Annotated in this window: 12 protein-coding genes and 2 pseudogenes; 5 read left to right on the forward strand and 9 right to left on the reverse strand. The window is 43.6% G+C overall.

The window, feature by feature from the left end; translation table 11 throughout:
* Nucleotides 1-2: 2 nt before the first annotated feature.
* The 5 genes from ACVA54_RS11580 to yihU form a co-directional block, all read right to left on the reverse strand.
* The gene (locus tag ACVA54_RS11580) at nucleotides 3-269 is read right to left on the reverse strand and encodes a PTS transporter subunit EIIB (protein WP_075652654.1); all 267 of its coding nucleotides are present in this window, start codon (nucleotides 267-269) and stop codon (nucleotides 3-5) included.
* 117 nt (nucleotides 270-386) lie between these two features.
* Nucleotides 387-1676 (reverse strand): TRAP transporter large permease, encoded by a 1290-nt coding sequence (locus ACVA54_RS11585; protein ID WP_446649621.1) that lies wholly within the window; start codon nucleotides 1674-1676, stop codon nucleotides 387-389.
* A gap of 14 nt (nucleotides 1677-1690) precedes the next feature.
* Nucleotides 1691-2317 (reverse strand): TRAP transporter small permease, encoded by a 627-nt coding sequence (locus tag ACVA54_RS11590; protein WP_446649622.1) that lies wholly within the window; start codon nucleotides 2315-2317, stop codon nucleotides 1691-1693.
* An 83-nt stretch (nucleotides 2318-2400) separates the two neighbouring features.
* Complete coding sequence (locus tag ACVA54_RS11595; protein ID WP_446649623.1) at nucleotides 2401-3261, reverse strand: class II fructose-bisphosphate aldolase; 861 nt, start codon at nucleotides 3259-3261, stop codon at nucleotides 2401-2403.
* A 521-nt stretch (nucleotides 3262-3782) separates the two neighbouring features.
* Complete coding sequence (yihU, locus tag ACVA54_RS11600) at nucleotides 3783-4676, reverse strand: sulfolactaldehyde 3-reductase (RefSeq protein WP_075652658.1); 894 nt, start codon at nucleotides 4674-4676, stop codon at nucleotides 3783-3785.
* Nucleotides 4677-4886: 210 nt separating this feature from the next.
* Between yihU and ACVA54_RS11605 the strand changes: the two genes are divergently transcribed.
* Together ACVA54_RS11605 and ACVA54_RS11610 are read left to right on the forward strand one after the other, a co-directional pair.
* Nucleotides 4887-5774 (forward strand): PfkB family carbohydrate kinase, encoded by an 888-nt coding sequence (locus ACVA54_RS11605; protein ID WP_446649624.1) that lies wholly within the window; start codon nucleotides 4887-4889, stop codon nucleotides 5772-5774.
* A gap of 18 nt (nucleotides 5775-5792) precedes the next feature.
* A complete protein-coding gene (locus tag ACVA54_RS11610; RefSeq protein ID WP_446649625.1) occupies nucleotides 5793-6548 on the forward strand; it encodes a DeoR/GlpR family DNA-binding transcription regulator in 756 nt (251 codons plus the stop codon).
* 146 nt (nucleotides 6549-6694) lie between these two features.
* Here ACVA54_RS11610 and ACVA54_RS11615 read toward each other — a convergent pair whose 3' ends face one another.
* The 3 genes from ACVA54_RS11615 to hpfG all read right to left on the reverse strand — a co-directional run bounded on the left by ACVA54_RS11615 (nucleotide 6695) and on the right by hpfG (nucleotide 11421).
* A complete protein-coding gene (locus ACVA54_RS11615) occupies nucleotides 6695-7756 on the reverse strand; it encodes an aldose epimerase family protein (RefSeq protein WP_446649626.1) in 1062 nt (353 codons plus the stop codon).
* A 79-nt stretch (nucleotides 7757-7835) separates the two neighbouring features.
* Nucleotides 7836-8795 carry a (2S)-3-sulfopropanediol dehydratase activating enzyme gene (gene hpfH / locus ACVA54_RS11620; protein WP_446649627.1) on the reverse strand — a complete coding sequence of 320 codons (960 nt, stop codon included), beginning with the start codon at nucleotides 8793-8795 and terminating at the stop codon, nucleotides 7836-7838.
* Nucleotides 8796-8889: 94 nt separating this feature from the next.
* A complete protein-coding gene (gene hpfG / locus ACVA54_RS11625) occupies nucleotides 8890-11421 on the reverse strand; it encodes a (2S)-3-sulfopropanediol dehydratase (RefSeq protein WP_446649628.1) in 2532 nt (843 codons plus the stop codon).
* Nucleotides 11422-11696: 275 nt separating this feature from the next.
* On the opposite strand from hpfG, the gene ACVA54_RS11630 reads away from it, so the two are divergent.
* From ACVA54_RS11630 to ACVA54_RS11640, 3 genes and pseudogenes are all read left to right on the forward strand, one after another.
* The gene (locus ACVA54_RS11630) at nucleotides 11697-12437 is read left to right on the forward strand and encodes a sulfite exporter TauE/SafE family protein (RefSeq protein WP_446649629.1); all 741 of its coding nucleotides are present in this window, start codon (nucleotides 11697-11699) and stop codon (nucleotides 12435-12437) included.
* A gap of 331 nt (nucleotides 12438-12768) precedes the next feature.
* A pseudogene (locus ACVA54_RS11635) lies at nucleotides 12769-13044 on the forward strand (S24 family peptidase); the annotation flags it as partial.
* Nucleotides 13045-13125: 81 nt separating this feature from the next.
* Nucleotides 13126-14045, forward strand: a pseudogene (locus ACVA54_RS11640) (IS5 family transposase).
* Nucleotides 14046-14341: 296 nt separating this feature from the next.
* Here the strand turns inward: ACVA54_RS11640 and ACVA54_RS11645 are convergent.
* The gene (locus ACVA54_RS11645; RefSeq protein WP_446649630.1) at nucleotides 14342-14764 is read right to left on the reverse strand and encodes a hypothetical protein; all 423 of its coding nucleotides are present in this window, start codon (nucleotides 14762-14764) and stop codon (nucleotides 14342-14344) included.
* Nucleotides 14765-14937: the final 173 nt, after the last annotated feature.

Consider the following 14937-nt stretch of genomic DNA (forward strand, 5'->3'; position numbering starts at 1 on the left):
TATCAGTTCGCGGCTTGAGTTCGAATTTCTTCAGCTAGGGTGTGCACATCAAAGAACACCACTTGAATCTGGTTATCCGGTAAGCGGATAAACCCAAGTGCACCTTGACGTCGCAGTAAACCTTCGTTGACGATTTCTAAATCTTTAACCTGAATACGTAGGCGCGTCGCGCAGTTGTCGATTCGGCCTGCAACGATGTTCTCAACACCGCCCATCGCTTTTAAGATTTTTTGCGCTTTGGCTTGTAAGTTGCCTTTATCGTTAATCATCGATTTTCTCTCTGGTAAAAAAGAACCAAATACTTTTTGGTGCTTATTGAAATAACGTGTAGCCAAAATTAATCTCGAACCGCGGCACTATTTGGCGTGCCGCGCTTACTCAACCTACTACATGATGCCAGCCAATTTAGGTAGACCGATTACCAATGATGGGAAGAATGAAATCAGGAAGATGATTGCCATTTCTACGATTAGGAATGGAATGATTTTCTTAGAGATTTCAGATACAGATACCTTCGATACACCGGATGCTACGAACAGTACTAGACCCATTGGTGGAGTTGCCAAACCGATAGATAGGTTTGCACACATAACCACACCGAAGTGAACTGGGTCGATACCCGCTGCTGTCATGATTGGCGCGAAAATCGGAGCAAAGATTAGGATTGCAGGGCCCGCATCTAAGAACATACCAATGATGAATAGCAGTACGTTGATAATGGCAAACAGTAAGTAAGGGTTATCAGTGATGCCATTCATGAAATCAGCAACCATGGTCGAAACACCAGATAGACTGATTAACGATGCAAAGCCACTTGCCGCTGCAACGATGATAAGAATCGATGCTGCGTTCACTGCGACTTTCGCGAACAGTGCATACGTTGCTTTAACGTTCGTTGCTTTGATGATGTAAAGTGAAACTACGATTGCGTAAGCTACTGCTACTGCTGCCGCTTCTGTTGGCGTAAAGATACCACCGTAAATACCACCAAGAATGATCACTGGCGTCATTAGCGGAACAATCGCTAGACCGAATGCTTGGCGACGCTCCATCGCTGGTGCACGTTCCATTGCTTGTACTTGCGGATATTTTTTGATCTGGAAGTGGTTCATGATCATAAGACCCACACACAGAATGATACCAGGAGTAACACCTGCCAAGAACATCGCAGCTACTGACGTGTTCATAACAAACGCGTAGAGAAGCATGATGCCTGATGGCGGAATGATGTTACCAAGTACCGTCGCCGCTGCCGTTAGTGCTGCAGAATAACCAGTATCGTAGTTGTACTTCTTCATTTCAGGAAGCAACATGCCGCCGATTGCAGAGGTCGCAGCTACCGCTGAACCGGTAAGTGCACCGAAGATAGATGCCGCCAGAATCACTACGTGACCTAGACCACCACGCAAGTGCTGAACCATTGTCTGAGCAAACGCGATTATACGTGGTGTAATACCACCCGCGGTCATACACTCACCCGCCAACATAAAGAATGGTAGAGCAAGTAGTAAGAAGCTATCTAAGCCCGAGTAAAGGCGTTGGTAAAGCATGTTCGCAAACAACATTTGGTCGTTTTGGAACAGAGTGATCATCGGAGACAAACCCAATGTAAATAGTACTGGTACGCCGACGATAAGCAGCACTAAAAAGTAAATGAGAAAGATTGGAGATACCATAGTTTAACGCCTTCTTAAGATGCTGCTGTTGGTTCTAAATTCGCGTCGTTTTTGCTTTCAGGCGCGTCAGAACTGTCTTCTTCGATAATTGCTGCTTCATAAAGAGCAACCGTCGCTTGGCTTTGAGAAACGTCAGTAAAATCTCCTAAGATGCCACGGATAGACTGGATACATTTTTGCAATGCATAAACACATGTTACTGTCATCATCACTGGCGGAATCACATAGATGACATACATTGGAATTGGCAAACTGTCGGCCATTACTGAACCAGTGTTGTAGAAGTTCCAGCCAAATTTAATCCAAACTGCAAACACAAGAATTGCTGAGGTATGCGCAACTAAAGCAAACAATGCGTACACTCGAGGTGCTTTTTTCTCCACAATTTCAGTTACGAACGTCATTGCAATGTTTTTGTCGGCCAAGTACACGAACGGCAGGCAGAGATAAGTCATGTAGATCATCAAGAAACGAGCCATCTCATCTGTCCAGCTTAAAGGCACGTTAAATACATAACGGAAGAGTACTTGAGTGACAACCATCACTGTCATCACGAGAAGTAATACACCAGCAACATGGCGCAATAATTTCGCAACAGGAGTAGTCACTGTATTCAATGCTTTTTCTATTGTTTTTAGCATAGAATCACCATCATTTTTATAGGGCTTTGGGAAATTGGGTGCCGAGGTAAACAGCACCCTGTCTTATTATATTTATTGTTAAATTAAGCTTTACCGTTTGAACCAAACAGGCGAATTTTGTGGCGAACCACTTCTTTCATTGATGCGATACCAGTATTCATCACGTCAGCAAGTACGTAGTCTTTCGCGTTTGCTTGCCAGTGCGCTTGTACACCGTCAATAAAGCCTTGGCGTAATTCAGTATCAACGTTGATCTTCGCTACACCGCGTTTTACCGCTTCAATAACTTGATCATCTGGCACACCAGAACCGCCGTGAAGAACGATTGGTTTTTGTACTGCTTCTTTGATTTCTGACAGGCGGTCAAATTTCAATTGTGGGGTTGTTTTGTAAACACCGTGCGCAGTACCGATTGAAACAGCAAGGTAGTGAACGCCAGTACGCTCAGAGAAATCCAGTGCTTCAGCAACAGTGGTGATCATCGCGTCTTTTTCATCAACTGTGATGTCATCTTCTGTACCACCAATCTTACCGATCTCACCTTCAGCACCTAGACCTAGCGCGTTCGCTACATCTACTACAGCTTTAGTGATGCGTACGTTCTCTTCAAAATCTAGCGCTGAACCATCGAACATAAGCGATTGGAAATCACAAGTCGCAGCTTGCATACATTGCTCGAACTTACGGCTGTGGTCTAGGTGAACACACACTGGCACAGTGATTTGGTGATATTCGATTAATGAATCAATCGCAGTACGAAGTGGTTTCATACCCATTTCGTTAATTGCTTTTTGACCAATTTGAATCATGATTGGCGATTGCTCTTTTTGAGCCGCTAGTAGTACTGCTTTGATCGTTTCTAGGTTGTGAGCTGTGAAAGCACCGATTGCATAACCATTTTTCCACGCTTCGTTAATCATTGTGTTACCAGATATGTAAGCCATTTTATTTCCTTGTAATATTTTTAGTCTTATCGACTCTAATTTTGCTAAGACAGAAGTTACCAATCCAAGCTGTCAATTTCTGTTAGATGGACAACACTTCATGTCACTTTAATGACATTCATTGCCATAAATGTACACGGAGTCACAAAACACTCAACAAGCATAAATTTATGTTAGAACTCGATATCTCATCGTTTGCTATATAGATATAACTTACTGTTTCAAAGGAATATTGTCTGCGAAACTAACCAGCGCAAACAGAGTCCTACCCCTTTATAATTAGGGTATAAACAATAATCGATTACTTATTAATATTCGTGATTTTGCTACTTAGCCCTTCATTTTTGCCATGAGGGTATGTTGCGTATTTATAGTCTTTCGTCTTCGAAATAATGAAAAACCATGCATCAATACAATGAAAAATAGTTGTTTTCAAAGGAACAATAAGCAACAAAAACCGCACGAAATTTCAGAAAATGCTGCTTAATCTTCATTTTATATAACCAATTTACTATTAGTTTTTATTTCACTTTTGGTTCAAGACCTGAACTTACGCGCAGTTGTTCAAGTACCGCAGTCCAGTCTTGACGACCACGACCTGCTGCACGAGTTAGGTTGTACATTTCACGAGCCGCAGCGCCACAAGGCATTGGCACGTTAACTTGGTTAGCAAGATCCAACGCAATACCAATGTCTTTATGCGCTAGGTCGACCATGAATACTGGTGATAGATCGCCTGCTAGCACCTTACCTGGCCAAGTAGTTGTAAAATGACCTTTACCTGCTGGCGTGCCGCTCATCACTTTCATTGACGTTTCCCAATCCAGACCAATGGCTTCAGAAAGCGTTGCTGCTTCAGCAGAAAGTGCGTTTAGCGCGATACTCATGTAGTTGTTGATGATCTTAACGCGGATACCTTTACCTGCACCGCCACAATCAACCGTCTCATTACCCATACAATCAAACAGTGGCTGAGCGCGCTCTACTTGCTCTTTTGTGCCACCAGCCATAATAAGTAGCTCACCACGAACAGCATGCTCAGAAGTACGGCCTACTGGCGCTTCCATCATTGAGAAGCCAAGTTCTGTCATTTGTTTAATTAGGCTGTCAGTCTCAAGCGGGTGAATAGTCGACATGTCGATAAGTAGTGCATTTTTATCGAGTGTCGTCGTAACACCGTTCTCACCTAAGATGACATTTTTAACTAGCGTACCGTTTGGCAGCATAGTAACAACGAATTCCGAATCTAATGCCGCATTAGCAGGTGATGTCGCTGCTGTCGCGCCTTGTTCAACTAGCTGCTGGACTGCATCTTGGTTGATGTCAAAAACTTTTACTGAGTGGCCGCCCTTGATTAAATTAAGCGCCATTGGCGTACCCATTTGACCCAAACCAATAAATCCAATAGTAGACATTGTTCTTTCCTTCACGTTAGCGATTAAGTTGAGACAAATATAAACATAAAATGACATTGCAACCGTAACTAATGTCACATTTTGTTGCTTTTTGTTTGTTTTGGTCGTTTTGTGATTGCAGTCCTAGTTAAAACTACAGATGTGAATATACTGAAGACATCAATTTGCAAAATCGCAATCCAATAAAGTAAACATAAAGAGATTAGAATTATGACAATTGCATGTTTAGGTATTACGGTACTTGACCGTATTCAACGTGTAGCCACTTTGCCAACAACGGGCGGTAAATATGTAGCAAAAGACTACTTCGAAGTTGGCGGAGGCCCAGCAGCAACGGCGGCTGTAGCAGTTGCTAAGATGGGGCATCAAGTCGATTTCATCGGGCGTGTTGGCCAAGATGGTGTAGCAGATACCATGCTTTCTGAACTCGCCAGTTATGGTGTAAACGTAGATAACGCTGTACATGTTTCAGATGCATCTTCAGCTTTTTCTGCTGTTCTAGTTGACGACGAAGGTGAGCGAATGATCATAAATTACCAAGATCAGTCTCTTAGCCGTGATCCAAAGCAATTGGAACATCTCGACTTTTCTCAGTATGACACCATCTTAACGGATGTACGTTGGCCGGAAGGTGCAAAATACGCTTTAGAGCAAGCGAAAAAACACAACATACCTTCTGTGCTGGACGCTGACCTAGCACCAGATCCTATTGACGAGCTTGTAAAACTAGCTGATCATGTAGCATTTTCAGAACCTGGTCTTGAAAAATTCACCGGTTGCAGCGACCCAATTGAAGGTCTTAAAATCGCTAAAAAACAAACTGATGGCAAAGTTTATGTTACAGTAGGTTCACAAGGCTGCTACTGGTTAGAAGGTGATGAAATTTGTCACGAGCCAGTAATCAAAGTAGATGTAGTAGATACTACAGGTGCAGGTGATGTTTTTCATGGTGCTTTAGCGGTCGCAGTCGCAGAATCGAAACAAAGCCGTGAGGCGATCGTTTTTTCTAACCTAGTGGCAGCGTTGAAATGCACCAAAAGAGGTGGTCGAGAAGGCATTCCGACTAGATCAGAAGTGGACCAAAAACTTCAAAAATAAACAAAAACGAGGATTAAAGTGACTAATCCCAGACAAGATAAATTAATTCAGCTCGTCAATGACAAAGGCTATTACAGCGTTGAAGATCTCGCAGAGCTTCTTGAAGTTTCTACACAGACCATCCGCCGTGATATTAAAAAGCTCAGCGACGCTCGCTTTGTGATCCGCCACCACGGTGGTGCAAGTTCGCCAGCGACAAAATACAATCTCGACTATGAGGTTCGTAAAGTTGCCGATACCGAGCAAAAGCATGCCATGGGCAAAGCAATTGCTGATTTGATACCTGATGGTTCAACCGTATTTATTTCGATTGGTACGACAACAGAAATCATCGCGAGCCACTTAGCGACGAAAAGTAATCTACAGGTCATCACCAATAGCCTGCGAGTAGCCAGTGTTCTGCACACTAACAAGTGTATTGATGTATTGATTCCTAGCGGCAAAGTGAAAGCATTCAATGGCGGTATTGTTGGTACTGAAGCCATGGAGTTCATTTCTAACTTCCGCTTTGATTACTTAGTAACAAGTGCAGCATCTATCGATGTCGATGGCACACTGTTAGAATACGATCTCAACGAAACCGTATTCACCCAAACAGTGATGAAGGCAGCACGTCATGTGTTAGTGGCGATGGACTCAAGCAAGTTCATTCCAAAAGGGTCAATCACCCTTGCTAACATCAAAGACGTCGATTACTTCTTTACTGACTCGAAACCTAGCCCAGCAATTGAAACTGCGGCTAGACAGGGCGAAACATATGTGGTCATCTGTTGATAGATACTCAGTGTTGTGAACGTATTAACGTAAAAAGCGACTTATCTAAGTCGTTTTTTTTACGCCTATTACAACCACTTGTAATAATTAAAAAAGGCCCTCTACGGGCCTTCTCTAATTATGCTTCAACATCATTTGCTTTAGAGCTATTTGATTGAGAAGCGGTGAATCGTTTTCTCTTCAAACAACTCACCAGGGTTAAGACGAGTCGTTGGAAAATGCACGTTGTTTGGGCTATCTGGATAGTGCTGGGTTTCCAAACACATACCATGGCATGACTCATAACGCTCCCCATGACGCCCTACCCAATGCTTGTTTGACAGCTTGAATCCGTTGTAAAACTGTACAGCTGGCTGGGTGGTGAGAACCGTCATCATACGTCCACTTTGCGGCTCATAAAGCTCCGCCGCATAGTTGTACTCGCCTTCTTTTCTAGACCCATCAAGAATACAGTTATGGTCAAAGCCGCATAACGGCATCATCGCTTTATTCAAAGCAATTTGCTTGGTCTCGGTGAAATCGAGACCTGTACCCTTAACCGACAGAATTTCACCGGTTGGAATGGCGTTATCATATACCGGGGTGTAGAACTGGGAATAAAGCTTCAATTCATGTTGATCAACTGTGCCCGAATCATGACCCGCTAAGTTGTAGTAACTATGGTTAACTAAATTAACAACCGTAGGCTTATTAGTAAAAGCTTGGAAGTTATAGTGAACTTGATTGAATTCATCTAAACCAATGGTGTGAGTCACATTCATAGTACCACCGTAACCTCCTTCACCATCGAGCGATGCTCGCGTCAGATGAACGTATGTCGCCTCTTCTTGTTCTTCAATCTCAAAATCCCATACGTACTTATCAAAACCTTTCGTACCACCGTGCAGGTGTTGCCCAGTTGGCGCTTCGTTGGTTTCTAATTGAAACACTTCGCCATCAAGCTCATAACGTCCCTCTGCAATACGGTTAGCGTAACGACCCGCTACCGCACCAAAGAAAGGATGACCTCCAAGGTATTTTTCTAGGCTTTCGTAACCAAGCACAACATCCGCTACGACGCCATTGCGATCTGGTACTTTAATTGAAGTCACAATACAGCCATAGTTAGTCAACTGCAGTGAGATACCTTGGCTGTTGGTCAGCGTAATCAGTTTTACCGGTGCAGTTTGACCTTCAACCTGTCCCCAATGTTCAATCTTCAGTTCCACGTAGTTACCTCATTTATCCGTTTTATCTTATTCGCCAACTGATACCATCACTCTCACTTAGCATTTCTATTTGTGCTATCTAAACTGTTTCGCTCTGCTCTTTCGTTCCCACTGAGCAACGAATACCGCGTTGATTAAAGTAGTTGGCAATCTCGCTTACTCGGGCCTGAAATTCATGGCGGTCGAATTGCAGTGATTGCATTTTGTACGGCAGACCCAATGACTGGTATTTTTCCTCACCCAAGCGCATAAAACTCAGCAACTGCAAGATGCTGACTCGACCATCAAGTTCCTGCTCAATAAAGTCAGCAGTGGCTGAAATATTGCCACTATCGTCATTGATAGTTGGTATCACTGGGATCCGTAAAATCAGCGCTTTATCGAGTTTACTCAGTGCTTTTAAGTTATTAAAAATCTTACGATTATCAACGCTGGTGTATTGCTTATGTTTGGCACTGTCCATTAACTTGAGATCAGAAATAAACAGATCCGTATAAGGCAGAACCTTTTCAATCCGGTTCCAATTGACATAGAAGCTCGACTCAAGACAGGTATGAATCCCCTCTTGCTTACAGGCTTTAAACAACTCAACCACAAAGTCACTCTGCAGCAAAGGTTCTCCACCAGAAACCGTCACTCCACCGCCTGAACGGTCATAAAATCCGCGGTCTTTGCGTATCAGATCCATACACTCATCAACGGACATCGACTCGCCCCACTGCTTTATTGCTTCCGAAGGACACTCCTCGACACAATTCAAGCAACTGGTGCACTGGTGTCTATCGATTTGCTGCAACATCGCGTCGGAATAGATCAGCATTTTGTTATCAGGACAGACATCAAAACACGAAGCGCAATGTTCAGTGGAAATGCATTTGTTGTGGTAAACGCCGACTTCAATATCCCGTTTAAAACTTTCTGGGTTACCACACCAATCACAGCGCAAAGGGCAACCTTTAAGAAATATTTCGGTGCGAATACCCGGTCCATCATGCAGCGTGAACCTTTGGATATTTAGCACTATCGCCTGATTTGACACAATTCACCTCAACCTGGTGTTAAAACGTGAAAACCCAAACCACTTACAATCCCGCGTACGATTGGGCAATGGTTTGGGTATCACTATGGGTTAATTAGAATCGTAGTTCTGTACGTTGGATCAAGTCGTCCTGCAGCGGTTTACCCAGCTCGACAAAGTAAGCGCTGTAGCCAGCAACTCGCACCAACATATCGCGATAAAGCTCTGGATTCTTTTGCGCTGCGCGCATTTTTTCCGAACTCATGATGTTGAATTGTACGTGCATGCCCTGCTTACCGATGTACTCATCAACAAAGCTGAGCAGAATATCGCGACCTTCAACACCCGAAACTGCATCTTCAGGGAAACGCAGGTTTAGCAACGTACCGTTTGTTGCCAAACTATGGTCCACTTTGGTGACGGAGTTGATCACTGCCGTTGGTCCGCTAATATCGTGTGAGCCACCCGCAGTATGCACTGGTCCCATATTGTCAGAGATTGGCTCACCGTTTTTGCGTCCATCCAACGATGCGTTAGTGTATAACCCCATCCCAACGTTAGCGTTTACAGTGTAAACACCCGGGCTGAACTTACCACCACGTGGGTTTTGACGACCTTTAATATGACGGCAGTAACATTCAAACATGAAGTTAAATAGCTCGTCCGCTTCGTCGATATCATTGCCAAAGTGTGGGATCTTTGAGCTGTTGACCAAGGCATACAGTTTTTGGTGACCATCCCAGTTATCTTTTACCGCGTCTAACAGCTGTTTACCTGTGTATTTCTTGTCATCAAACATGAGCTTTTTGATGCTCGCCAATGAGTCAGCACAACTAGCAATGCCCGCCGCTTGTGGGGCTGTGCCATTGTATTTAACGCCACCATAAGTCATGTCTTTGCCTGACTCGATACACCCTTCAAAAAACGCGGAAATGTAAGGAGTTGGTTTGATCATGCGATGCATCTTGTCAGTAATGTTTAGGCAGCTACACAGTTGGTCACACCAATAAGCAAACTGCTTGTCTACACTCACTAACACTTCTTCAAATGATTGATAAGTTTTAAGGCTGCCAGTATCAGGGCCAAGCTGCATGCCAGCATTAGGACCCGACAAAATACGACCGCCGTTGATCACCATTTCCATCATTTTCACGGTGTTCACATAGCCCGCATCAAGCCAGCCGTGCTCTTTACCTGGAATCGTCGGCTCAACACAGCCCACAACCGCGTAATCACGCGCTTCTTCAAGCGTCACGCCTTTACCAAGCATCGCTTTAATCGCTGGACCATCATTGAACAATTTCGGATGACCGTAGCCTGCGCGAATACATTCAATAGTCTTAACTTTAAGCTCATATGGCGTTTGATCGTGTAAACGCACGCACACCCAAGGGTTCATCATACGTGTATGCACGGATGCTTCAAGCATCAACATGGTTAGATCGTTAGTGGCATCATTACCTTGCTGATCAACACCGCCAATAGTTAAGCTCTCACCACCAAAGCCACGACCATTGCGCACCTTAACTGTGCCTTTGTCTTTCAGCTTGGTTGGGTTGTTCATCTTAACGTAGAGCACTTCCAGTACTTCTAAAACGAACTCTTTGGTCACACCGTTTTCAGCACGATCTTTGGCATAGAACGGTAGCATCCACTGGTCCATACGACCGTAAGAAATTGAGTGACCATTGCCTTCGATTTGCGTCATCGTCACAGCAAAGTTAAACAACTGAGCCGCTTGCCAGAATGTTTGCGGTACGCCACCAGCAATTTGGTAACAGTTCGCCGACATCGCTTGCAATTCTTGCTGACGAACTTCATCAGTCTCGGCAAACGCCATGTCTTCCGCGAGCAGTGCGTAACGGGTGATGTATTTAATCGCCGCTTCTAGCGCAATGATCGTTGCGGTGTAGTAATCACGCTTATCACCATAATCTGGATCTTGTTTTGAGAGCCCAGCAAAAGCTTGTTGTGCCTGCTGCAAAACGCCGTTGTAGCCAAGCGTCATCAACTTATTGAAGTCCATTGCGAAGTGACCAATACCAGCGAAGTGATAGTTGTTGGTTTGGAACACTTTCTCACCCATGTGAGAACCTTTCTTCTGATCATCATCTAAGTTCGCTGTGATGAACTCATTGGCACTCTTACCTTTCCAATAAGCGCACAACTCAAGAATTTCCGCTCGCTCTTGCTCATTACGAATATAAAACTGATCGTTTGAGCGTTCTTCAAATGGCGAGTTAAGAATTTCGTCGATGATCCAGTCAACAGAGAACTCTGGATAGATTGGCGATGCTTTAGCAGGCGCGGCAATCTCACCTAAGATCAAATCTTCATCGTAGATATGCAACGTGCTGTTAAGCAGAATATTTTGAAACGCCAGTGCACATTGCACGATACGTGGCATGGTTTCATTGTCACGATACGCTTCTGTTACTAAACGCAATCTTTCCACATCAATGTCATATGGACGATCTAAGAACGTTTGGCGCAGACGATTCACGCGCGGGAACGGAGACCAATCCGCATGCCTTACTTCGTAACCCAAACCATAAACATTATCAAATGCCTCTGTGCCGATTGCATCTGTGTGAGTGGTTGTTTTCAGTTCAAACAACGTCTCTTTGTCTGCTTGGAAGTTTTCCATAGCTAACCTCATAAAATAAAGAATCAAGATGCCAATGCTCAATTCTTTGAACTCACAACGGCTCAAAGTCACTATTTAAACATTGGCATTTTGACTGCTCGCAATGCCCGAAACTACTGAGGTTGATTATACGAAAGAGGTAGAAATTGTATGGGAGAATGGTCACAAAGCGAAATCATACAAACATAAAACAACAAAATGTGACACAAATAATGGTAATTAATTATAATGAATCTATAGTAATCGTACATTCACTAAGGTCTAAACATGGATTTATGGACACCACGATAATTCTTATTTCGCTGATCATCGCACTAGCAGGCTTTACTCAAGGCTTGACTGGCTTTGGCTCAGCACTCGTTTCCGTACCTTTGCTGTCACTGATTGTCGGTGCTCAAACGGCGGTTCCTATTGCAGGTATTTTCGGCTGGTTGGTGACATTACCAATCGTGTGGAAAATGCGACATTCTATTCAACGTCAAACAGGTTTGATCCTGTTTGCAGGCTCAGTACCCGCTTCTTTTGTCGGCGCAAAACTGCTGGCAAGCATGCCATCTCAGTACATTCTATTGACGATGGGTGCGGTATTAATTATTTCTAGCATCCACTCGCTACGTGCGACTAAGCCTTTGTTTAAAGAGGCTTCAATGCCATTAACGATTGGTGCAGGCTTTACTTCTGGAGTGCTCGGGGCAAGCGTGGGTGAGTCTGGTCCACCAGTGATTGCTTACACATCAATGCAGCCTTGGACAGCAGACCAAACCAAGTCGACACTGGCGTTCTTCTTTATGCTGCAAATGATCGGTGCCAACGTAAGTTTCTGGAATGAAGGGTTGATTACTGAGGAAGTGATTTCGCACGTTCTATCGGCAATGCCAGCATTCGCACTTGGTCTAGCAGGCGGTATGGTTGGCTACCACTTCCTACAGAAGTACAAAATCGATTACCACAAAATCGTGCACAGTTTCTTGTTAGTGATGGGCTTTATGCTGGTGTTCAAAAATGTAAGTTTTTAGACATTTTGGTGTTTTTGGTCAGTAGTTGGTAAAACGGCACTTCTGGTGAGTGTCGTTTTTGTTTTTTAGCCGTGGTTGTAGCTGTATGCCCCGCTAAAGAGTTTTCATTCTCGTGCATACGAGAATTGTCTCTAAACTCAAAATTTGTCATTCTCGCGAATGCGGGAACCTCGCTGTTAGTTTTTCTTAGTAGATGTAATGTGTCGGTATTTGTATGTACCGCATCATAGACAGGATCTTAAGAGCTAACTTGTTTATTTAGATAGAAAAAAGGCTTCATTAGCGAAAGAAAGTCGAACCATTGCCAACGCCAAAAGCAGTGAATGATGACACTATGCTGCCCTATTATCCCAACCTTAAGATCGCCTGTGGTCATTTTAAGACCGGAACTAATGATGATGTTGAATTAATGTCCGTTGATATCAGCAACGTCAGCCCTGATAAACACTTTTTGGCAAGAGCATCTGGCAATTCAATGAACGGCGGGAAGTCGCCAATTTGTGACGGCGATTTGCTGCTACTAGAATTTGTCACTCCAACATCAGCAGGCTCAATAACGGGAAATACAATGGCCGTTGAGATACAAGATGACGCGGGTGACAATCAGTAGGCTTTGTTGCGTAATTCAATTGAACTTAACCAGGAACTTACGATCTGATCGGCTACACCCATAACTTTATGTAGCCTCATGCCAAGACCTCGTTACAAAACAACCAACTGGAAGCAATACAATCAAGCCTTAATAAACCGTGGTTTCCTGACCTTTTGGATTGATGAGGAAACGATAGCCGACTGGAAGCAAAACAAACAAGGCAAGCGTGGTAGACCTCGCCGATTCAGCGACTTAGCCATTACGACCGCACTGATGGTAAAACGAGTTTTCTCTATGCCATTGAGAGCAGTGCAAGGTTTTCTAGACTCAGTATTTAAACTGGCTAATATCCCGCTTGTTAGTCCGCATTACACCTGTATAAGCCGTCGAGCTAAGGAGGTTTTGGTTTCATTTAAAACCAAAACCAGAGGTGCGATACAACATCTGGCCATTGATGCCACTGGTCTCAAGGTTTATGGCGAAGGTGAATGGAAGGTCAAAAAGCATGGTACTGATGGGAAGCGTAGAGTTTGGCGTAAGCTGCATATCGCTGTAGATACTAGCACCCACGAAATAGTCGCAGCAGAGTTGAGCTTATCTAACGTAACCGATGCCGAAGTTCTTCCTAACTTACTTAAGCAGACACGTCGCAAAATCATTGAGATATCAGGCGATGGAGCTTATGACACAAGGAATTGTCATGATGCAATACGGATCAAGCGAGCGGTTCCGCTCATTCCACCAAGAGAAGGAGCTGCCTTTTGGGAGCAAGGACATCCTCGTAACTTAGCAGTAGGCTGTCAAAAGCTCTACGGCTCCAACAAGAAGTGAAAAAGCGGTATGGCTATCATAAGCGCTCGCTATCAGAGACTGCAATGTATCGGGTGAAACAGTTGCTAGGTGGAAAATTAAGCCTAAGAAATTACAACGCTCAGGTTGGCGAGACCTACGCAATGATCAAAGCGCTGAACAAACTTACAGGGCTAGGTATGCCCAAAACTCAGTGCGTTGTTTGATAATCACCCAATTTTAGACATCTTCGCTTTCCACTGGAATTACGCAACAAAGCCGGTAGAACTACGGAAAGTTTCCGCATAAGCCCCAAAAGTACGGATTAAATTAATTGGTCTGTTGCAGTGCTCGCTAGACGGTCAGTTCGTTGGGACTGAAGAGGTTTGGAGCAAACGTTGCTAGGTGTTGCGTCAAATCAGCGCTTAACGAACTCCCTGAAGTTCTTCAAAATCTCTAATCAGATAGCAAAGTTGGCTACTTCACAATAGCTATAATTCAATTTTAGTCTCATATAGGTTCCTTAGAACCATCTCATAATATAAAGGAACATTTTCCTTAGAATCGTTGTTTTACCTTGACCAGCTTTACCGACGATGCAGGCAATTTTAGGAAACGGGAATTCAGTATTCTCAGAAAGAGTAATAAGCTCTGTACTGGTTCGCATCGAAGTAATTTTTAGCGGGTGGTAGATTTCATCGATAAAAACGTCATTGTCTCTAGATAGAAGAGTTCTAAAAGTAAGGTAACGATCTGTGACTTTTTCAAAAATTTGCTGTTCCATGAAACTATTAATCGGTGCAATAGTGTCTAAAACTTCATTGGCTTCGCGTTGGTCACTATTGCTCCTCAGTGTAGTTTCCAACTTTCCAAAAAGCTTGTTTGAAATGTACTTTCCTGTTTCAGTCTCAAACGCTTTGACTATAAGAGATGATGACTCTGACATTGATACTATCCTTCTAATTTAAAGAATATTCTACATTATTGTTGTCAGCCTTGTCTTTTACTCCTCATTAGTTTTTGTATATCTATAATAACTGATTGTAACCCTCCCCGAAAAACTGGTCGCTCGCAATTAGAGGTTTTCCGTTTACACTGAAACAAACGGAGAACGCATGA

The sequence above is a fragment of the Vibrio sp. PNB23_22_6 genome (assembly GCF_052877535.1).